A 17,171-nucleotide genomic window follows, 5' to 3' on the forward strand; every position below is an offset into this window, starting at 1 on the left:
ACCTGCGCTGCTACCCGTCGGTGCCGAGAAAGATCTCCACGGGGCTCGCAGCCGCCGAATCCGTGCGTCGCAACTCTCCGCTCTCGAGGCGGACGACCTCGCGCTCGTCGATGACTACAGAACCGACCGCGGCGTCCCGCGGCAAGGTTACGCGGATCTCATCCACCGCTCCCGCGAGCTCGATGACGCCCGGCTCCACGTGGAAGCTCGCGTCACGGGCCGCCACCGTCGCCGTCTCATCGTCGGACAGTTCGACGGTCAACCGCGTGCCTTCGTGCCCGCCGACGATCATGATGCGCACGGCGCCCTCGCGGGGGACCACCGACACCTGGGAAGGCCCGGAATCTCCGGCGACCTGGGGATCGCCCGCGATCCAGGCCGCAACCACATCGATGCCGTCGTCGACCCAGCCCCTGACCGGCGATCCCGGCACCGCGTAGGCACCCGCGGCGACGAGAAGCGTGATCCCCGCAGCCACCGCGACGGAGCGGCGGCTCAGCCTCGCCCAGCGTCGCGCCCTCGCGCCTGCGAGAGGCGCCGGCGCCCGGCGCGCCGCTTCCCGCAGCGCCGCCGGCATCTCGAGCCGCGATTCCGGCACCGAGAGCAGGTCGAGCGCCGCGGTCGCACGCCGCGTCAGGAAGCGCAGTTCGTCGCGGCGCGCCGCGGATTCCGGGCACGCCGCCACTTGCCTCTCGACGGATCTCCGTTCGGCTGTGGTCAGCTCACCGTCGAGCAGAGCGAGCAGCACTCCGTCGTCGACAGGTGGCCGTTCACGCGTAGACATACTCAATCCTCACTATTTTCGACGCAGATTTCCAGTCGCATCCCGACCGGTCACCCATCGTCCCCCCCTCACCGGCCCCGCCCGGTCTCGTCCTCCGCGATCCGCGGATCCAGCGCCTCCGTGAACCGGCGCAGCGCCCGCGCAAGCAGCGTTCCCACCGACCCCGGCGCGACTTCGATCACCTCGGCGATCTCGGCGTACCGGAATCCTTCCTCTCTCATCAACAGCAACTGACGGTCGCGTTCGGGCATCTCCGACAGCGCGGCGCGCACCGCCGCTACCCGTTCAGCCCGCACGACCGACTGGTCCGGCAACTCCTCCGGGTCATGCGCGAGGTCCGCCTGTTGGTAGCGCTGCGACAGCAACCGCCGCCGTCGCGAACTCATGCGCGCGTCGTCCCGCACCAGGTTCGTCGCCACCGTAAACAGCCAGCGCCGTACCTCCTCGTCCGGAAGAGCCTGGTCCAACAGCCGAACGAACGCCTCTTGAACGACGTCCGCCGCAAGGTCGGCGTCACCCACCATCCGGTCGACATACCGGAAGAGTGGCGTCCAGTGGCTCTTGTATGCCGCCTCGAAGTCCACGGTTCTCCCTTCAACACCGTTGCCGGTACGCGAAGAGCGCCGCGGACTTGCACCCTTGCCATCCATAGGGTCAACGCCTGCCGGGGCCCGATCGTGACGCGTCCGCTGGGCTTTGCCACGGTCTGCTGCCGTTTGGGCGGGAGGCCCGCCTCCGGTACGTTAGGCGCGCGGCGTCCGAAGTCACAGCCCGCCCGCCGCCGGGCCACGCACCCGATCCCGGCGCGCGACCGACCCCGGCCGCCTGCAACGCCGGCCGCACGCACCGAACCGAGGAGTGAATGGGAGATCCGAGTTTCTTTCTGGAAGACCACCACGAGATGATCCGCGAGATGGTGCGGGAGTTCGCCGAGGCGGAGATCGCTCCCGTCGCCGCCCGCTACGATGAGTCGGAGGATTTTCCGTGGGACACCGGCGCCCTCATGTCGGAGTTGGGGTTGTTCGGGATTCCCTTCGACGAGGCGCTGGGCGGCGCCGGCATGGACCTCCTTGCCGCGTCGATCGCGGTGGAGGAACTCGCCCGCGTGGACGCGAGTCATTCGATCATGATCGGGGCGCACACGAGCCTCGCCGCGACCCCGATCGCGCGCTGGGGGACGGAGGCGCAGAAGGAACGCTTCCTCCGGCCCCTCGCGAGCGGCCGCGTGCTCGGCGGATTCGGGCTCACGGAACCGGGGTCGGGTTCCGACGCGGGAGGCATGCGGACGACGGCCCGGAAGGCCGGCGACCGGTGGATTCTGAACGGCCGCAAGACGTGGATCACGCACGGCGGGGTGGGCGAAGTGTTCGTCGTCGGCGCCCTCACGTCGCCCGAGAAGGGCTCGCGCGGCATCACGGCGTTCGTCCTCACCAAGGAGACGTGCGATCTCGAAGATGCCGCGCGCCTCGGGTTCGGCCACTCCGCGGATCTCGACCCGATGCCGGGGTTCACCGCCGGGCAGAAGCTGCGCAAGCTCGGCTGGAACGCTTCCGATACGCGCGAACTCACGCTGGAGGATGTGGAGGTTCCGGAGGAGAACGTGCTCGGCGAGGTGGACCGGGGCTTTCCCATCTTCCTGGACACCCTCGACGGCGGACGGGTCGGGATCGCCGCCCACGCGATCGGGATCGCGCAGGGGGCGCTGGACGAGACGGTCCGCTACACCGGCGAGCGGAAGCAGTTCAGCAAGAAGATCCACGACTTCCAGGGCGTCCGCTTCATGCTTGCCGAGGCGCAGACGCGCATTCACGCGGCGCGGCTGATGATGCACCACGCCGCGCGTCTCCGGATGGCGGGGACGAGGCACAAGAAGGAGGCCGCGATGGCCAAGCTCTTCGCCTCGGAGACGGCGATGGACGTGACGACGATGGCGGTGCAGTTGCACGGCGGATACGGCTATTCGCGCGAATACCCCGTCGAACGGATGATGCGCGACGCGAAGATCACGGAGATCGGCGAGGGGACGAGCGAGATCCTCAAGATCGTGATTTCAAGGGAGATGCTGCGCGAAGCGGGCTCCCTCGATTAGTTTGGGACAGCAGTCAGGACGAAACCGGGCAGTAACGACAGATACACGAACCCCCGGGCAGCGGCCGGCGGTTCGCAGCGAAGAATCGAGTCTTACAGGATGCCAGCCCTCTGGTAGCGCAATCGGGCGCGGCGAACCCGTGTGCGCGCTGACGTAACGTGCGCCGCGAGATCGTCGTAAACGCCACGACCCGCGAGAAACGGGTCGCGATCGTAGAAGACGGCAAACTCGTCGAACTGATGTACGAACGGCCCGACGAGCGCCGCATCGCCGGCGATATCTATCTCGGCGTCGTCGAAGCGATCGTGCCCGGACTTCAGGCCGCCTTCGTCGACATCGGCGTCGAGAAGTCCGCCTTCCTGCACGCCTCCGATCTGCAGTCGGACGAAGACCCCGATGAAGAGGGGAACGGGGGACGGGACCGAAACGGAGGGCGCCGGAAGGCCCGCAACGAGAACGCTCCCCGCGTCGAGGAAACGATCCGCAAGGATCAGAGGCTCCTCGTCCAGGTCGTGAAGGAGCCCATCGGCACGAAGGGGGCCCGCGTCACGACGCAGGTTTCTCTCCCGGGCCGCTTCCTCGTGTACATCCCGGACGCATCCCGCGTCGGCGTCAGCCGCAAGATCGGCGACCGGGAGACGCGCGCCCGCTTGCGACGCATGGTGCGGGACATCCTCGGCGACGACGGCGGCGTCATCGTCCGGACTGTCGGCGAGGAGTTGACGAAGGAGGCCTGCGAGCGGGAACTCAAGTCGCTGCGCAAGACGTGGAAGAAGGTGCAGCGCCGGCAGAAGGGGATGAAGGCGCCCGCCCTCGTGTACCAGGACGCGCGACTGACGTCCGGCATGATCCGCGACCTCTTCAGCGACAGGATCGACCTGCTCACGGTGGATTCGGCGGAGCTGTACCACGAGATCCGCTCCTACCTCGGACAGGTGGACCCGGATCTGCTCGAGCGGGTGACCCGCTACGAGGGCGCGGCGCCCATCTTCGACGAGTTCGGGATCGAGGAGGAGATCCGGCGCGCGTTCCGCCGCACGGTCCACCTGAAGTCCGGCGGCCATGTCGTGATCGAACAGACCGAGGCGCTCGTCTCGATCGACGTGAACACGGGACGCTACACGGGCCGCCGCGACCCGGCGAAGACCATCCTCAAGACGAACCTCGAGGCGGCGGGGGAGATCGCCCGCCAGCTCCGGCTGCGCGACGTGGGCGGGATCATCGTCATCGATTTCATCGACATGAACGAGGAGGAGTCCCGCAACAAGGTCGTGCAGCAGATGCGGACGCTGCTCGGCCACGACCGCGCGCGTACGAAGGTGTTCGGGCTCTCCGAACTCGGCCTTCTCCAGCTCAGCCGGCAGCGCGTGAGCCCGAGCCTGCACCAGCGGATGATGGAACCGTGTCCGTTCTGCGAGGGCGCGGGGAGGATCCTCGCCTCCGAGACGGTCGTGCGCCGCCTGGAGCGGGCGCTGGACCGGGTCGCCGCGGCTGGCCGGGAGAGCGGGATCACGATCCTCACGCACCCGGTGATCGCTCTCCACCTGCTGGAGCGCGAGCGCGAGTTCCTGGGCCGGATGAGGAACAGCGGCGGGATCGCGATCGAGTTGCGCGACAATCCTCTGCTGGGTCTCGACGAGTTCCGGCTCCTCGCCCACCCGGCCGACGCCGACGTCACGAGGAAGTACATTTCCAGCTAGTGTAGTGTCGCAGAGATCCGCGAGTCACCGAGAACGCCGGGGCCTGCGGACCGGCCCGCTGCCGGTGCCGCCGCGGCGCCATTTTGTTTGACACATCCGCCGTGCGCGGGTAGTCTCAGCGGCTCGCAATTTGTGGAATTTCAGCAGCGATCTGACGATATGTACGCGATTTTCAAAGCCCAGGGGAAGCAGTTCCGCGCGGTGGAGGACGCCGTGCTCCGCATCCCCTCCCTCGAGGCGGAGCCCGGGGATACGGTCACGTTCGGCGACGTGCTGCTCGCCGAGCAGGACGGGGATGTCCATGTGGGCGCCCCGTGCGTGGCGGGCGCCTCGGTCGCGGCCGAGGTCGTGAGCCACGGGCGCGGCGACAAGATCATCGTCTACAAGATGAAGCGGCGGAAGGGCTACCGGCGGAAGCAGGGGCACCGCCAGGGTTACACGGAGATCCGCATCCTCGGCATAGATCTGCCCGACGAGCCGCAGGAGGCGGCGGCGAAGCCGGCGGCCGCGGCGCCCGAGCCGGAGGCCGCTCCGGAATCCGAAGCCGCTCCCGAAGCCGAGGCCAAGGCCGCGCCCGATGCCGTCGAGGCGGCGTCGGCGGACATCACTCCGGTGGCGCGGAAGCTGGCGGAAGAGCACGGACTCGACCTGGGCGCGATCGAGGGGACGGGCAAGGACGGCCGCATCCTCAAGAGCGATGTGGACAAGGCCATTGCGGCGAAGGAAGGCGACTGATGGCGCACAAGAAAGGTGTCGGCTCCAGCCGCAACGGACGCGATTCGAATCCGCAGTACCTCGGCGTCAAGCGATACGGGGGCGAGCAGGTCATCGCCGGCCATATCCTCGTGCGTCAGCGGGGGACGGCCTTTCATCCGGGCCGCAACGTCGGCCGGGGGAAGGACGACACGCTGTTCGCGCTCGCCGACGGACAGGTCGAATTCCACCGCCGGCGAGGCCGCCGCTTCGTCAGCGTCGTGACGCCGGAGATGCCGGGAACGTAGCCCGCCGCGCGCTCGCAGCCGCACCGCCACCGGCTGCAGCCGCGCCGGGCGGTCCCGGTGCCGCCGAAATCCCGCCGGACGCCCTCAGGAGCCCCTGAACTCGGGCTTCCGCTTCTCCAGGAAGGCGCCCACGCCCTCCGCCATGTCGTCCGTCGAGAAGAGGAGCGAGAACCAGCTTCGCTCGAACTTCAACCCCTCATCCAGAGGCATCCGCCGCGCGGCGAGGATGGACTCCTTGGCGGCCTGAAGCGCGACGGGGCTGCGGCTCGCGATGTTCGAGGCGAGTTCCATCACGTGGCCCTCGAGTTCCTCGGGGGCGACCGCGGCCTCCACGAGCCCGATCTGCTCGGCCTTTTCGCCTGAAATCAGCTCTCCGCTCATCACGAGCCGCATCGCCCAGCCCTCGCCGACCAGCCGCGGGAGCCGCTGCGTGCCGCCGGCGCCGGGGATGAGTCCGAGGTTGATCTCCGGCTGGCCGATGCGGGCGACCGTCGACGCCACCCGCATGTCGCACGACATGGCGAGTTCGCAGCCGCCGCCGAGGCAGAAGCCGTTGATCATCGCGATGACGGGCTTGGGGAAGGACTCGATCGCGCTGTACATGTCGCCGCGCGTCATGGTGCGGTACTGCTCGACCGGACGCGCGTCCTTGAACTCCGAGATGTCGGCGCCCGCGATGAAGGAGCGGTCGCCGGCCCCCGTGATGACGACGACGCGCACCTCGTCGTCCGCCGCCAGCCGGTCGAGCGCGCCGAAGATGGCGCAGCGGACGGCGCCGTTCAGCGCGTTGAGCTTCTCCGGCCGGTTGACCGTGATTTTGGCGATATGTCCGTCGAGCTTCTCGACGAGAAGAACGTCACTCATGACGACTCCAGGCTGAAGGTTGGTTGCTTCGGCGGCGCCGCCTCAGGCTTCGTGGGTGGTGCGGCCGCCGAGGACGGTGCGGACGACTTCGATCTCCTTGATCGCGTACGGGTCGGCCGTGTGGGGATCGTCGCCCAGGATGACGTAGTCCGCCAGCTTCCCCCCGGTGATCGAGCCCTTGATGTTCTCCTCGTAGGAGGCGTGGGCCCCGTTGATCGTGCAGATGCGGAGCGCCTCGGGGACGGAGATTTTCTGGCTCGGGCCCCACTCGCGCCCCTGCATGTCGGTGCGCGTCACCATGCTCTGGATCGCCATCAGCGCCTCGAACGGGCCCGGGGGATAGTCGGAGGCGCCCGCCACGGGGATGTCGTAGTCGAGGAAGCGGCGGTGGGCGAACATCCATTCCATCTTCTCCGGCCCGTATTCGCCCCACTTGTTCCCGTGGAAGTGGATGTAGGTGTAGAAGGGGGTCGGGATGGCGCCGACGTCCTTGATCCTCTGCAGGAGCAGGTCGTCCACGAGCGAGCAGTGCTCGAGGCGGAAGCGGGGGTCGGCCTGCGGCATCTCGCGCTGGACGCGCTCGTAGGCGTTGAGGCACATGTCGATCGTCTTGTCGCCGTTCGCGTGGATCGCGATCTGGAAGCCGGCGCGGACCGCGTCGTCCACGGCCGCGTCGATGTCCGCCTGGGTCATCGTGGAGATGCCGTAGTCGTCCGGACGTCCGACGTACGGGGTGCGCATCGCCATCGTGCGCTCCGAGGCGGAGCCGTCCGCGCTGTACTTGACCGCGCCGATGCGCAGGTTCTCATCGCCGAGGCCGGTGCGAACCCCCGCCTGCTTGAGCGCCGAGAACAGCAGGCTGCCCCCGGAGGGGAAGTAGTACATGCGGAAGCGGAGCTCCCCCGCGTCGTAGGCGTCCTGGAGCGCGGTCAGGCCCTGGCTGTTCCCGCCCGTCTCGTGGACCGAGGTGATGCCGGCCGCGGACATCAGATCGCCGATGAGGGCGACGCCGGCGTGGCGTTCTTCGCGCGTGCTCCCGCTGGGGACGAGGCGCTGCAGCGGGCGGCGCGCGAGCGAGGCGACCTTGCCCGTGAGTTCGCCGTCCTCGCGGTAGAAGTGCCCGCCGGTCGGGTCGGGCGTGTCCACCGTGACCCCGGCGAGTTCGAACGCCTTCGAGTTGTAGACGCTCGTGTGCCCGCCCCGGTGCGTGACCTGGACCGGGTGGTCGGGGACGGCCTCGTCGATGTCGCGCCGGTTGAGGGGGCGCCCCTCCTCGATCTTCGTGTCGTCGTAGAGGAAGCCGACGACCCACTCGCCGGGAGGCGTGTTCTGTGCGCGCTCGCGGAGTGCGGACTTCATCCCCTCGATCGTGCGGATGTTCATGTCCACCTCCGTGAGGTGGCGCATGCCGGCGGAGGAGGGGTGGTTGTGCGCGTCGATGAAGCCGGGGACGACGGTGCCGCCGCCCGCGTCGATCCGCTCGGTGCCGGGGCCGATGAGGTTGGCGATGTCGTCGTTCGAGCCCGCGGCGAGGAAGCGCCCGTTCTTCACGGCGAGCGCCTCGGCCCGGGGGTTCGCGTCGTCCACGGTGTAGATGGTCGCGTTCGTCACGACCTGGTCCGCGTGCGCGGAGCCGCCGGCGCCGGCCTGCCCGCCGCTCCCGCCCTGCGTCCCGCAGCCGGCCAGGGCCGCGCCCCCGGCCGCGAGCCCGGAAAGGGCCATGAACTCCCGGCGATTGACCTCGCTCATCTTCGTCTCCCTCAGGCTTCGTGCGTCTTCAGGCTTCGTGCGTCGCGCGCCCGCCGACAACGGTGCGCAGAATCTCGATTTCCTTGATCGCGAACGGGTCGGCCGTGTGCGGGTCCTCGGCGAGGATCACGAAATCCGCCAGCTTGCCCGCGGTGATCGATCCCTTGATCCCTTCCTCGAACGCGGCGTGGGCTCCGTTGATCGTGCACACGCGGAGCGCCTCTTCCACCGTGATCTTCTGGCTCGGGCCCCACTCGCGCCCCTGCATGTCGGTGCGCGTGACCATGCTCTGGATCCCCATCAGCGTCTCGAACGGGCCCGGCGGGTAGTCGGAGGCGCCCGCCACCGGGATCCCGTAGTCGATGAAGCGCCGGTGCGCGAACATCCATTCCATCTTCTCGGCGCCGTACTCGCCCCACTTGTTGCCGTGGAAGTGGACGTAGGTGTAGAAGGGGGTGGGGATCGCGCCCACGTCCCGGATCCGGCGCAGGAGATCGTCGTTCACGAGCGAGCAGTGTTCGAGGCGGAAGCGGGGGTCGGCCTGCGGCATCTCCCGCTGCGCGCGCTCGAAGGCGGTGAGGCACATGTCGATCGCGAGGTCGCCGTTCGCGTGGATCCCGATCTGCCACCCGCTCCGCACCGCGTCGTCCACCGCCTCGTGGATCTCCTCCTGGTTCATCGTGAGGATCCCGTAGTCGTCGGGGCGGCCGACGTACGGCGTGGACATCGCCATGGTGCGCTCGGAGGCTGAGCCGTCGGCCACGTACTTGGTCCCGCCCACCTTCACCCACTCATCCCCGAAGCCGGTGCGGATGCCCGCCGTCTTGAGGGCGTTGAAGAGGCCGGAGGGGTCGCCGGCGTTGGGGAAGACGTAGGCGCGGAAGTGGAGTTCGCCCGCCTCGCGGGCGTCCTGGTAGCTCACGAGGTCGTTGCCGGCCCCGGTCTCGTGGACCGAAGTGAGGCCGGCCGCGGCCATCCGCTCGCCGATGAGACGGATGCTCTCCTGCCGGTCGGCGCGCGTGGTCCCGGCGGGGATGAGGCTTTCGAGGGGGTCCTTGGCGAGTTCCGCCACGCGCCCGGTGAGTTCGCCGTCCTCCTTGTAGTACTTGCCGCCGGGCGGGTCGGGGGTGTCGGCGGTGATCCCGGCGAGTTCGAACGCCCGGGAGTTGTAGACGCCGGTGTGGCCGCCGCGGTGGGTGACGGAGACGGGGTGGTCCGGGACCGCGTCGTCGATGTCGGCGCGGGTCAGCGGACGCCCGTCCTCGAGCTTGGTGTCGTCGTAGAGGAAGCCCTGCACCCACTGGCCCGGCGGGGTGTTCTGGGCCCGCTCGCCGAGCGCGCTCTTGATGGCCTCGATCGAGCGCACGTCGAGGCTCACCTGCTTGAGGTGCTTCGTGCCGGAGTAGAAGGGGTGGTTGTGCGCGTCGATGAAGCCGGGGACGACGGTGTGGCCGGCGGCATCGATGACGTTTGTGCCGGGTCCGATGAGGTTCGAGATGTCGTCGCTGGAGCCGACGGCGAGGAAGCGGCCGCTCTTGACCGCGAAGGCCTCGGCGCGCGGCAGGTCGTCGTCCACGGTATGGACGGTCGCGTCGCGGACGACGATGTCCGCGTGGCCTCCGGCCGCGGTGCCGGCGGCCGTGCGGGATCCGCCCCCGAGGCCGCCGGAACCTCCCGAGCCGCAGCCCGCCAGCGCCGCGCCCCCCGCCGCGAGGCCGGAGACCGCCATGAAGTCACGCCGCGTGAAGTCGCGCATTCCGTGTCCCTCCGAAGCTTCGGATCCCTGCGAAGCGAATGACGTTCCCTACTTTAGCTCGACCAGTTGCTCGGGGTCCACGCGCACGACGATGTAGGTGATCGTCTCCGTGATCTCGCTGAAGCCGTGCGGCGACCCGGCCGGAATGATGAGCATGTCGCCGGGGCCGATCTCCTGGCTCTCTCCGCCGACGATCCCGCCCACCGCGCTGGGGCCGGTGAGCGTTCGCACCGTCTGACCCTCGGGGTCGAGTTCCCGCGCATTGGAGAGTTCGCCGCCGGTCACGAGCGTGCCGCGGCCGGAGACGACGTAGTAGACCTCGGTCTGCTTGTGGTGCTGGATCGCCCCGAGCGAGGTGCCCGGCGGGCGCTGGACGACGCCGACGCCCGCGTTGTGACCGCCCGCGTCGATGTGCCGGATCTGCTGGTCGCTGACCCGGCCTTCGGGCGCGTTCGCGATCGTGGCGAGAATGTCGGCCGCGGAGATGTACGTGGCCGGCGGGTTGTCCGGACGGTCGCCCGGCGCCGCGCTCCAGAGAACACCCGCCGCGAGGGCGGCGACGATCAGCTTCGACATGGCTTATACTCCGGCGTTGGGAGTCGTCCGACTTGAAGTGATCCTGCCGGATTCTAGGCGTTCTCAAGGGTCGCGGTCCACGGCTCGGCGCGATTCGCAACGTAGACATCCGGGCAAAGGCGGCACCGATGGGCCGAACGTCAACGACCAGAACCGTCAAGCTCGTCCCGGTCGGGAACTCGAAGGGCATCCGGCTCCCGAAGGCTTTGCTGCGCAAGTACGGCTGGAGCGATTCCGTGATCTTGGAGGAGGCGGAAGATGGCATCATCCTCAGGCGCGAGGCGGAGCTCCGTACGTCTTGGGAGGACACATATCGCGCCATGGCCGCGGAGGGCGAAGACTGGGGCGACTTGGACGCCACCCTCGCCGATGGTCTCGATTAGACGACGCGGCGCACGCGTTCCCGCGGGAACGTCGCACGGCGCGTGGCTGTCCCGCGGGCGGGTTTTCGGCGTACGTTTTCGGAAGCCCGAGACGAACCGCAGGTCAGATCATGCAGGAGTAGTCGGATGAACGGTTGGAGCCGCCGCAACTTCGTCAAGACGACCGCTGCCGCGGGGCTCGCGCTGCCCGCCGCGCCCGCCCTCGCCGCGCACCAGCCGGCCGTCGCCGACACCGGCTCGCGCACGTCGGCTGCCCCCGGGTCGGACGACGATCCGCTCGGGATCCGGGGCCAGTTCCCGGTCACGGAGGAGTTCGCATATCTGAACACGGCCTCCACGGGGCCGCTCCCGCGTCCGGTGCACGAGGCGCTCGTCGCGTATGCGGATGAGAAGCACACGTACAGGGATCCGGGGAGCCGCGGACGGGCCACGGCCCGCGCCCGCCAGCGCTTCGCGAGCCTGTTCGGGGCGGACGAAGAGGAGATCGCGCTCCTGTTCTCGACCAGCGACGGCGAGAACATGGTGGCGAAGGCGATCGACTGGAAGCCGGGCGACAACGTGGTCATCGACGAACTCCACTTCGTCACCGCGTTCGTCGTGTACCGGGAGCTGGAGCGGCGCGAGGGCGTCGAGTTGCGGATCATCCCCTCGCGCGAGGGGCGCGCGCATCCCGAGGACTACGACGCCTACACGGACGACCGCACGCGCCTCATCAGCGTCGCGTGGGTGTCGAACCGGAACGGGTTCCGGCACGACCTGCCGACGCTGGCGGAGATCGTCCACGCGCGGGGCGGCTACCTCTTCGCCGACGGCATCCAGGCGTTCGGCACGTTCCCCACGAACCTGCACGACGAGGGCGTCGACTTCGCGTGCGGCAACGGCTACAAGTGGCTCTTCGCCGACTTCGGCTGCGCGCCGCTCTACGTCCGCCGCGAGCACCTCGAGTGGATGCAGCCCGACCGCTTCGGGCACGGGCACGTGGCCGAGACGCTCCCCGAGCACCAGTACCGGCTGAAGACGGACGCGCAGAAGTACGAGTACGCGAACCCCGCCTACGGTCCGATCGCGGCCATGGACGCCGCCCTCGGCTTCCTCGGCGAGGTGGGGATGGAGCGGATCGCCGAGCACACGCACGCGCTCGCCGGCCAGCTTAGGGAGGGGGCCGCCGACCTCGGCATGAAGCTCTTCACGCCGCCGTCGAACCCGTCACCGATCGTGAGCTTCTATCACGGCCTGGATTCGCAGGAACTCAGCGACGCGCTGAACGCCGAAGGGGTCTTCTTCACCTACCAGGAGGGCGGGAAACTCCTCCGCGCCGCCGTCGCTATGTTCAACAACCGCGACGACGTCGACCGCCTGCTCGGAGTGATCGCCGCCCGCGTGTAACGCGTCACGCGACCGGATCGATCACGCTGAGGAACGGAAACCGATGAAAGTCGGCGTCGCGCGTGCATATGCGGCTGACTCCATGCTCGCGCATGAGCACGGCCGTGTGCAGGTCGTGCATCCGGTTGCCGCGGACATCCGGAAGCTCCTCGATGGTCCGTTCGAGGACGACCGCGTGACGCGGGGTCGCGGTCAGGAGATCGATCCCCGGTGACCGCAGAAGCTCTGCGAGAATCTCCCAGGCGGCTGCGGCTCGTAGCGGTGACCTGAGCACGCGGGAGTGAGTGGTCACGCGCAGGAACTCGTAGCAGATGCTCCATGTGAGGAACGTCGGTGACGGACCGCGACGAGCCTCGTCCAGCCGGTGGCGGCAGGGGAGATGGAACTCCGCGTCCGCGTCCGTAGCGTGGACGAGCACGTTCGTGTCAAGAACCAGCATCTTCACTCCTCGTCCATCACGCGGTAGAGCGCGTCACGGTCGGAGATGTCGACCATGTGTCCACCACTGCGCCAGGACGGGAGAGGTGGGAGCGGGTCGGTGGCGGTGGATTCGGCCAGCAGACGCGCGAGTCCCTCCTCCACCAGTTCGGACACGCTGGTCCGCCGCCGAGCCGCCTCCGCGCGCAGGCGCCGCATCACGTTGCGGTCGATGTTCGAAGTCGGCTCCGCATAGGGCGTCACGCGCTCTCGGACGGACTGCGGCCCGACGCTGATCTCATCGGCACCGCGGCGCGCCTGTGCGATGTCATAGGCAGTCTGCATGCGCATCAGCGTCTCCATTCCGACGCCGAACGCCTTCTCGAAGCGTAGCGCCATCGTCCCGGACAGATCCGAGCGACCATTCAGGAAGGCCGACAACGCAGGGCGGGAGACGCCGAGCGATCGTGCCGCTTCAACGACGCTCAAGTCTCGGGGCTCGAGGATCTCCGTCCTGACGAACTCGCCCGGATGGGGCGGATCTTGCCTCGCTCTTTGATTCATCCGTAAAGCGTAGCGTTACGGGCAACGATTCGTCAAGCGGGGTGCGCAGACGGCGGCCTGGGTGCGGTGGCTCACCCGGCAACGATCGACCGCACACCAACCTCGGGAAGTGGGGAGGCTGTCACCGGGGAACCATCAACCGGGGGCCTGGTACGATGCTACGGTTTCTCTTGAGCCGTCGACCTTCTTCGCCGGAGCATCCCGATGAGACATCCGTTACGTGCGTCTGTCCCCAGCCGCTTGGGCCCACAGACTGCGGACAAGATCGCCCTCGCACTCCGGCTGGGTCTGGGTAGCGTCTTCGTCGCCGGCGGCTGGTGGAAGCTCTCGCGCGCGATCGACCCCTTGAGGTCCGAGGCGTTCGTCGACCGGTACATGGCCAGCAACGGGTACATCAATTCCTTCTTCGATCAGTACCTCTTCGCCGACCCCGGCGCGCTGCTCACTCCCTTGGCGTTCCTCACTATTCTGTCGGCCTTTGAGTTCGCCGCCGGGATCGCTCTTCTGGCCGGCGCGTTCGTGCGGGCCATCAGCCTGACCTTCGCCTTCATGCTCTGGACTTTCGTGTTGGCGCTGCCGGTCGTTACGGCTCCGGGATTCGAGACGGGCGGACCATCGTACTTTTCGCCGGCTCTGCTCGTCCAGATCAGGGACATTGGGCTCTCGGGCATGTGTTTTGTGCTGTTCGGTCTCGGGTCGGGGCGTTGGTCGGTCGACCAGCGGATTCTTAAGCGGGGGGCACCGCCCACCGAACTCAACTGGAACACCTTGGGGTTGGTGCTACGGCTTTCGGTCGCAGTCGTGTTCATCGTTGGCGGCCTCTTCGCCGGCTACGATCACATCAAGAGCTTCGTGGGTATTCCCGTCCTGCTGGTGGGAGTGGGCGTCCTGCTCGCCAGCGGGCACTTCACCAGGATCGTAGCGACCGCCGCCTTCGCCATCGTTGCCTGGTACTGCGTAGCACAACTGGGCTCCGGAGTAGCCGCTTGGGACTATTTCAATTCCGTCAAGCGGGAGGTGGCCTACTTGGCCGCCATCGGCGTGCTCTTCTTCTTCCGGGGCGGCATGGCATTCCGACCGTTGACACTGATTCGGACCCCCGCGCAGTCGATCCTGGGTCATGTGCCCCAGGCTTGATGGGCGGCAGGACGGCGCCTCGATCGGAAGACGCTACCGGATCTCGTTGCGGATCGCGGCCAGCTCCTCCGCCGCGCCCTCCGGCGGCCGGGTGAACAGGCTCACGCCGATCGTGACGGCGAAGCCCGCCGCGAAGCCCGGGAGCATCTCGTACAGGTCGTAGAAGCCCTCCTTGAAGAGGACGACCCACAGCATCGTGACGAGGAAGCCGGCGATCATGCCGGCGAGGGCGCCCGCCCGGGTGGTTCGGGCCCAGAAGAGCGAGCACAGCACGACCGGGGCGAACGCCGCCGCGAGACCGGACCAGGCGAAGAGGACGAACCAGAAGATCGCCCGTTCGGCCGTGAGCGCGAGGAGCAGCCCGGTCACGCCGAGAACGACTGTCACGGCCTTCCCCAGCACGGAGAGCGCGCGCTGCCGGGCGTCGGGGCGGAAGATCTTCTGATAGACGTCCCGCACCGCCGCGGAGGAGGCGAGGATCAGCAGCGAATCGGCCGTCGACATGATGGCGGCGAGGACGACGACGAGGACGAGACCGGTGAACAGGTCGGGCAGGAGTCCGGCGGCCATGGCCGGGAGCGCCGTCTCCGGGTCCGCGAGGGCCGGGTAGAGGACGCGGGCGGCCATCCCCGTGAACACGGCCCCCATGTCGAAGACGATGATGCAGCCGACGGCGATCGGTCCCGCCTTCCGGATCTCGCGCTGGTCGCGTGCGGCGAGGAAGCGCGCCAGGAGTTGCGGGGCGCCGAGGAACGCGAGTCCGACGCCCACGAACCCGGCCGCGCTCGCGATGCCGAGCGGCGTGAGTCCGAGCCCGCCGCCGAGCCGCAGTAGGTCCGAGCCGGAAGCCTGGAGTCCCTCGAACACGGCGAGAGGTTCGGCTGCCCGCAGCCCGTCGATGAGCGCGCCCCAGCCGCCGACCGCGCCGATGCCGACGAACGGCAGGACGAGGAGACACGCGAACATGAGCACGCCCTGGGCGAAGTCCGAGTACGCCACCGCCTTGAAGCCGCCGACGACGGTGTAGAAGAGGACCACGGCGAGGCCGAGCCCGACGCCCACGCCGTAGCCGGTGCCGAGGAAGGAGTCGAACGCCTTCCCGGTCGCCGTGAGTTGTGCTCCCACGTAGAAGGCGACCATCGAGAGCACGATGACGGCCCCGACGATGCGGAAGCTGTGCGTCTTGTCGCGGAAGCGGTCCTCGAGGTAGTCGGGGACGGTGATCGAGCCGTAGCGGTCGGTGAACGCCTTGAACGGCCGCGCCACGAAGGCCCAGGCGAGCGCGACGCCGAGCACCTCGCCCAGGACCACCCACAGCGCGTGCATGCCGAGGGCGTATCCGATCCCCGTGAGCCCGAGCAGGAGCCAGGCGCTCTCTCCCGTGGCGTTGGACGAGAAGGCGAGGACCCACGACGGCAGCTTCTTCCCGGCCGCGTAGTAGCCCTTCACGTCGTGCGATTCCTTCCCGCCCCACACCCCGATGATGAGGAGGAAGAGGAGATAGACGACCACGACGCCGATGATCACGGGAGAGGGCATTCACGCCTCCGTTCGCGTGTTTCGAGGACCGCAGGTGACCTACGTTCCACCCAGGACCGGCTGCTGACAACCGTCGCCCGAGGATGTCTACTATCTCTCTTCCACCTCGGACCGCGTGCAGGGGGAGACACCGGTTGGCCACTCTGGGAGCTGTCACGGCGACGCACCGCTTCGATGAGGGGCGGCTTGCGGCCTACCTGTGCGCGGCGGGATTGCGGGAGTTCGCTGGCGGGCTGACGGCGCTCCAGTACCAGGGCGGCCAGTCGAACCCCACCTATCGGCTCGAAGCGGACGGCCGGTACTTCGTGCTGCGGAAGAAGCCGCCGGGCGATCTCCTGCCGTCCGCGCACCTCGTCGAGCGTGAGTACCGCGTGATGAAGGCGCTCGCGGACACCGACGTCCCCGTGCCCGAGATGATTCACCTGTGCGAGGATCCCGGCGTGATGGGGCAAACGTTTTTCGTCATGGAGCATGTGGAGGGGCGGGTGCCCTCGGCGCCGGGGCTCCCGGAGGTCGACTCTCCCGCGGAGCGGGCGGCGATCTACGACGCGATGAACGAGGCGCTGGCGCGGCTTCACTCGGTCGACTGGGCGGCCGTCGGTCTGGGAGACTACGGGAAGCCCTCGAGCTACGTGGCGCGGCAGGTTTCCCTCTGGACGAGACAGTACGAGGCAGCCCGCACCGACCCGATCCCGGCCATGGAGGCGCTGGTCGAGTGGCTCCCGGCGCATGTCCCCGACAGCGACGCGGCCGAGGAGGAGACGACGATCGCGCACGGCGACTACCGGCTCGACAATATGATCCTGCACCCGACCGAACCGCGGGTGCTCGCGATCGTCGACTGGGAGCTGTCGACGCTGGGCCATCCGCTGGCCGATCTCGCCTACAACTGCATGACGTATCACCTGCCCGAGGGTCCCCTGTGGAAGGGGCTGGGGGAGATCGACTGCGAAGCGCTGGGGATTCCGTCCGAGGAGGAATACGTCGCCGCCTACTGTCGGCGGACGGGGCGCGACGGGGTGCCGGACTGGGAGTTCTTCATGGCCTTCGGCCTTTTCCGGCTCGCCTCCATCTGTCAGGGCGTCTACGCGCGCGCCCTCCAGGGCAACGCGAGTTCGCGGAACGCGCTGGAGGTCGGCGCCAAGGCGCCGATGCTCGCGGAGGCCGGCTGGAGCTTCGCCCGCCGCGCCTGAGCTTCGCCCGGGGCGCTTGAGCTTCGCCCGGGG

The 17,171-nt window shown here is 68.6% G+C and carries 17 protein-coding genes; 8 read left to right on the plus strand and 9 right to left on the minus strand.

The features are described 5' to 3' along the window. Positions 1–10: 10 nt before the first annotated feature. Positions 11–784, minus strand: coding sequence for an anti-sigma factor family protein (locus tag ACQY5G_RS10200; RefSeq protein WP_428273644.1), 774 nt, complete (start codon positions 782–784; stop codon positions 11–13). A 68-nt stretch (positions 785–852) separates the two neighbouring features. Continuing rightward, a complete protein-coding gene (locus ACQY5G_RS10205) occupies positions 853–1,368 on the minus strand; it encodes a sigma-70 family RNA polymerase sigma factor (RefSeq protein ID WP_428273646.1) in 516 nt (171 codons plus the stop codon). A 278-nt stretch (positions 1,369–1,646) separates the two neighbouring features. Between ACQY5G_RS10205 and ACQY5G_RS10210 the strand changes: the two genes are divergently transcribed. The 4 genes from ACQY5G_RS10210 to rpmA all read left to right on the plus strand — a co-directional run bounded on the left by ACQY5G_RS10210 (position 1,647) and on the right by rpmA (position 5,574). Continuing rightward, positions 1,647–2,873 (plus strand): acyl-CoA dehydrogenase family protein, encoded by a 1,227-nt coding sequence (locus ACQY5G_RS10210; protein ID WP_428273648.1) that lies wholly within the window; start codon positions 1,647–1,649, stop codon positions 2,871–2,873. A 158-nt stretch (positions 2,874–3,031) separates the two neighbouring features. Continuing rightward, a complete protein-coding gene (locus ACQY5G_RS10215; RefSeq protein WP_428273650.1) occupies positions 3,032–4,573 on the plus strand; it encodes an Rne/Rng family ribonuclease in 1,542 nt (513 codons plus the stop codon). A 159-nt stretch (positions 4,574–4,732) separates the two neighbouring features. Next, positions 4,733–5,308, plus strand: a complete 576-nt coding sequence (gene rplU, locus ACQY5G_RS10220) for a 50S ribosomal protein L21 (protein ID WP_428273652.1) — start codon at positions 4,733–4,735, stop codon at positions 5,306–5,308. Then, positions 5,308–5,574 (plus strand): 50S ribosomal protein L27, encoded by a 267-nt coding sequence (gene rpmA / locus ACQY5G_RS10225; protein ID WP_428273653.1) that lies wholly within the window; start codon positions 5,308–5,310, stop codon positions 5,572–5,574. The genes rplU and rpmA overlap by 1 nt, the downstream gene beginning before the upstream one ends. Before the next feature lie 84 nt (positions 5,575–5,658). On the opposite strand, the gene ACQY5G_RS10230 is transcribed toward rpmA, so the two are convergent. Genes ACQY5G_RS10230 through ACQY5G_RS10245 form a run of 4 tightly spaced genes read right to left on the minus strand, consistent with a single transcriptional unit; the run spans position 5,659 to position 10,519 of the window. After that, a complete protein-coding gene (locus ACQY5G_RS10230; protein WP_428273655.1) occupies positions 5,659–6,438 on the minus strand; it encodes an enoyl-CoA hydratase/isomerase family protein in 780 nt (259 codons plus the stop codon). A 42-nt stretch (positions 6,439–6,480) separates the two neighbouring features. Next, a complete protein-coding gene (locus ACQY5G_RS10235; protein WP_428273657.1) occupies positions 6,481–8,187 on the minus strand; it encodes an amidohydrolase in 1,707 nt (568 codons plus the stop codon). Positions 8,188–8,215: 28 nt separating this feature from the next. Beyond that, a complete protein-coding gene (locus ACQY5G_RS10240) occupies positions 8,216–9,943 on the minus strand; it encodes an amidohydrolase (protein WP_428273659.1) in 1,728 nt (575 codons plus the stop codon). A 48-nt stretch (positions 9,944–9,991) separates the two neighbouring features. Next, a complete protein-coding gene (locus ACQY5G_RS10245; protein ID WP_428273661.1) occupies positions 9,992–10,519 on the minus strand; it encodes a cupin domain-containing protein in 528 nt (175 codons plus the stop codon). A 128-nt stretch (positions 10,520–10,647) separates the two neighbouring features. On the opposite strand from ACQY5G_RS10245, the gene ACQY5G_RS10250 reads away from it, so the two are divergent. Together ACQY5G_RS10250 and ACQY5G_RS10255 are read left to right on the plus strand one after the other, a co-directional pair. Beyond that, complete coding sequence (locus tag ACQY5G_RS10250) at positions 10,648–10,902, plus strand: AbrB/MazE/SpoVT family DNA-binding domain-containing protein (RefSeq protein ID WP_428273663.1); 255 nt, start codon at positions 10,648–10,650, stop codon at positions 10,900–10,902. Positions 10,903–11,028: 126 nt separating this feature from the next. Further along, positions 11,029–12,288, plus strand: coding sequence for an aminotransferase class V-fold PLP-dependent enzyme (locus ACQY5G_RS10255; RefSeq protein WP_428273665.1), 1,260 nt, complete (start codon positions 11,029–11,031; stop codon positions 12,286–12,288). Positions 12,289–12,292: 4 nt separating this feature from the next. Here the strand turns inward: ACQY5G_RS10255 and ACQY5G_RS10260 are convergent, their stop codons facing one another. Together ACQY5G_RS10260 and ACQY5G_RS10265 are read right to left on the minus strand one after the other, a co-directional pair. Then, positions 12,293–12,727 (minus strand): TA system VapC family ribonuclease toxin, encoded by a 435-nt coding sequence (locus ACQY5G_RS10260; protein WP_428273667.1) that lies wholly within the window; start codon positions 12,725–12,727, stop codon positions 12,293–12,295. A gap of 2 nt (positions 12,728–12,729) precedes the next feature. Next, positions 12,730–13,194 (minus strand): HigA family addiction module antitoxin, encoded by a 465-nt coding sequence (locus tag ACQY5G_RS10265; RefSeq protein ID WP_428273668.1) that lies wholly within the window; start codon positions 13,192–13,194, stop codon positions 12,730–12,732. Positions 13,195–13,473: 279 nt separating this feature from the next. Here ACQY5G_RS10265 and ACQY5G_RS10270 point away from each other — a divergent pair, with 279 nt between their 5' ends. Then, positions 13,474–14,406 (plus strand): DoxX family membrane protein, encoded by a 933-nt coding sequence (locus tag ACQY5G_RS10270; RefSeq protein ID WP_428273670.1) that lies wholly within the window; start codon positions 13,474–13,476, stop codon positions 14,404–14,406. A 33-nt stretch (positions 14,407–14,439) separates the two neighbouring features. Here ACQY5G_RS10270 and ACQY5G_RS10275 read toward each other — a convergent pair whose 3' ends face one another. After that, a complete protein-coding gene (locus ACQY5G_RS10275; protein WP_428273671.1) occupies positions 14,440–15,945 on the minus strand; it encodes a sodium/proline symporter in 1,506 nt (501 codons plus the stop codon). A 134-nt stretch (positions 15,946–16,079) separates the two neighbouring features. Between ACQY5G_RS10275 and ACQY5G_RS10280 the strand changes: the two genes are divergently transcribed. Then, the gene (locus ACQY5G_RS10280) at positions 16,080–17,138 is read left to right on the plus strand and encodes a phosphotransferase (protein ID WP_428273673.1); all 1,059 of its coding nucleotides are present in this window, start codon (positions 16,080–16,082) and stop codon (positions 17,136–17,138) included. Positions 17,139–17,171 lie beyond the last annotated feature (33 nt).

The sequence above is a fragment of the Candidatus Palauibacter sp. genome, assembly GCF_965261555.1.
Classification (GTDB): domain Bacteria; phylum Gemmatimonadota; class Gemmatimonadetes; order Palauibacterales; family Palauibacteraceae; genus Palauibacter.

What these genes read in the sequence shown, in the direction of transcription:
- ACQY5G_RS10200 (WP_428273644.1), bottom strand. Translation starts at nt 784, where the DNA reads ATGTCTACGCGTGAACGGCCACCTGTCGACGACGGAGTGCTGCTCGCT.
- ACQY5G_RS10210 (WP_428273648.1), top strand. Translation starts at nt 1,647, where the DNA reads ATGGGAGATCCGAGTTTCTTTCTGGAAGACCACCACGAGATGATCCGC.
- rplU (WP_428273652.1), top strand. Translation starts at nt 4,733, where the DNA reads ATGTACGCGATTTTCAAAGCCCAGGGGAAGCAGTTCCGCGCGGTGGAG.
- rpmA (WP_428273653.1), top strand. Translation starts at nt 5,308, where the DNA reads ATGGCGCACAAGAAAGGTGTCGGCTCCAGCCGCAACGGACGCGATTCG.
- ACQY5G_RS10230 (WP_428273655.1), bottom strand. Translation starts at nt 6,438, where the DNA reads ATGAGTGACGTTCTTCTCGTCGAGAAGCTCGACGGACATATCGCCAAA.
- ACQY5G_RS10235 (WP_428273657.1), bottom strand. Translation starts at nt 8,187, where the DNA reads ATGAGCGAGGTCAATCGCCGGGAGTTCATGGCCCTTTCCGGGCTCGCG.
- ACQY5G_RS10240 (WP_428273659.1), bottom strand. Translation starts at nt 9,943, where the DNA reads ATGCGCGACTTCACGCGGCGTGACTTCATGGCGGTCTCCGGCCTCGCG.
- ACQY5G_RS10245 (WP_428273661.1), bottom strand. Translation starts at nt 10,519, where the DNA reads ATGTCGAAGCTGATCGTCGCCGCCCTCGCGGCGGGTGTTCTCTGGAGC.
- ACQY5G_RS10250 (WP_428273663.1), top strand. Translation starts at nt 10,648, where the DNA reads ATGGGCCGAACGTCAACGACCAGAACCGTCAAGCTCGTCCCGGTCGGG.
- ACQY5G_RS10255 (WP_428273665.1), top strand. Translation starts at nt 11,029, where the DNA reads ATGAACGGTTGGAGCCGCCGCAACTTCGTCAAGACGACCGCTGCCGCG.
- ACQY5G_RS10260 (WP_428273667.1), bottom strand. Translation starts at nt 12,727, where the DNA reads ATGCTGGTTCTTGACACGAACGTGCTCGTCCACGCTACGGACGCGGAC.
- ACQY5G_RS10270 (WP_428273670.1), top strand. Translation starts at nt 13,474, where the DNA reads ATGAGACATCCGTTACGTGCGTCTGTCCCCAGCCGCTTGGGCCCACAG.
- ACQY5G_RS10275 (WP_428273671.1), bottom strand. Translation starts at nt 15,945, where the DNA reads ATGCCCTCTCCCGTGATCATCGGCGTCGTGGTCGTCTATCTCCTCTTC.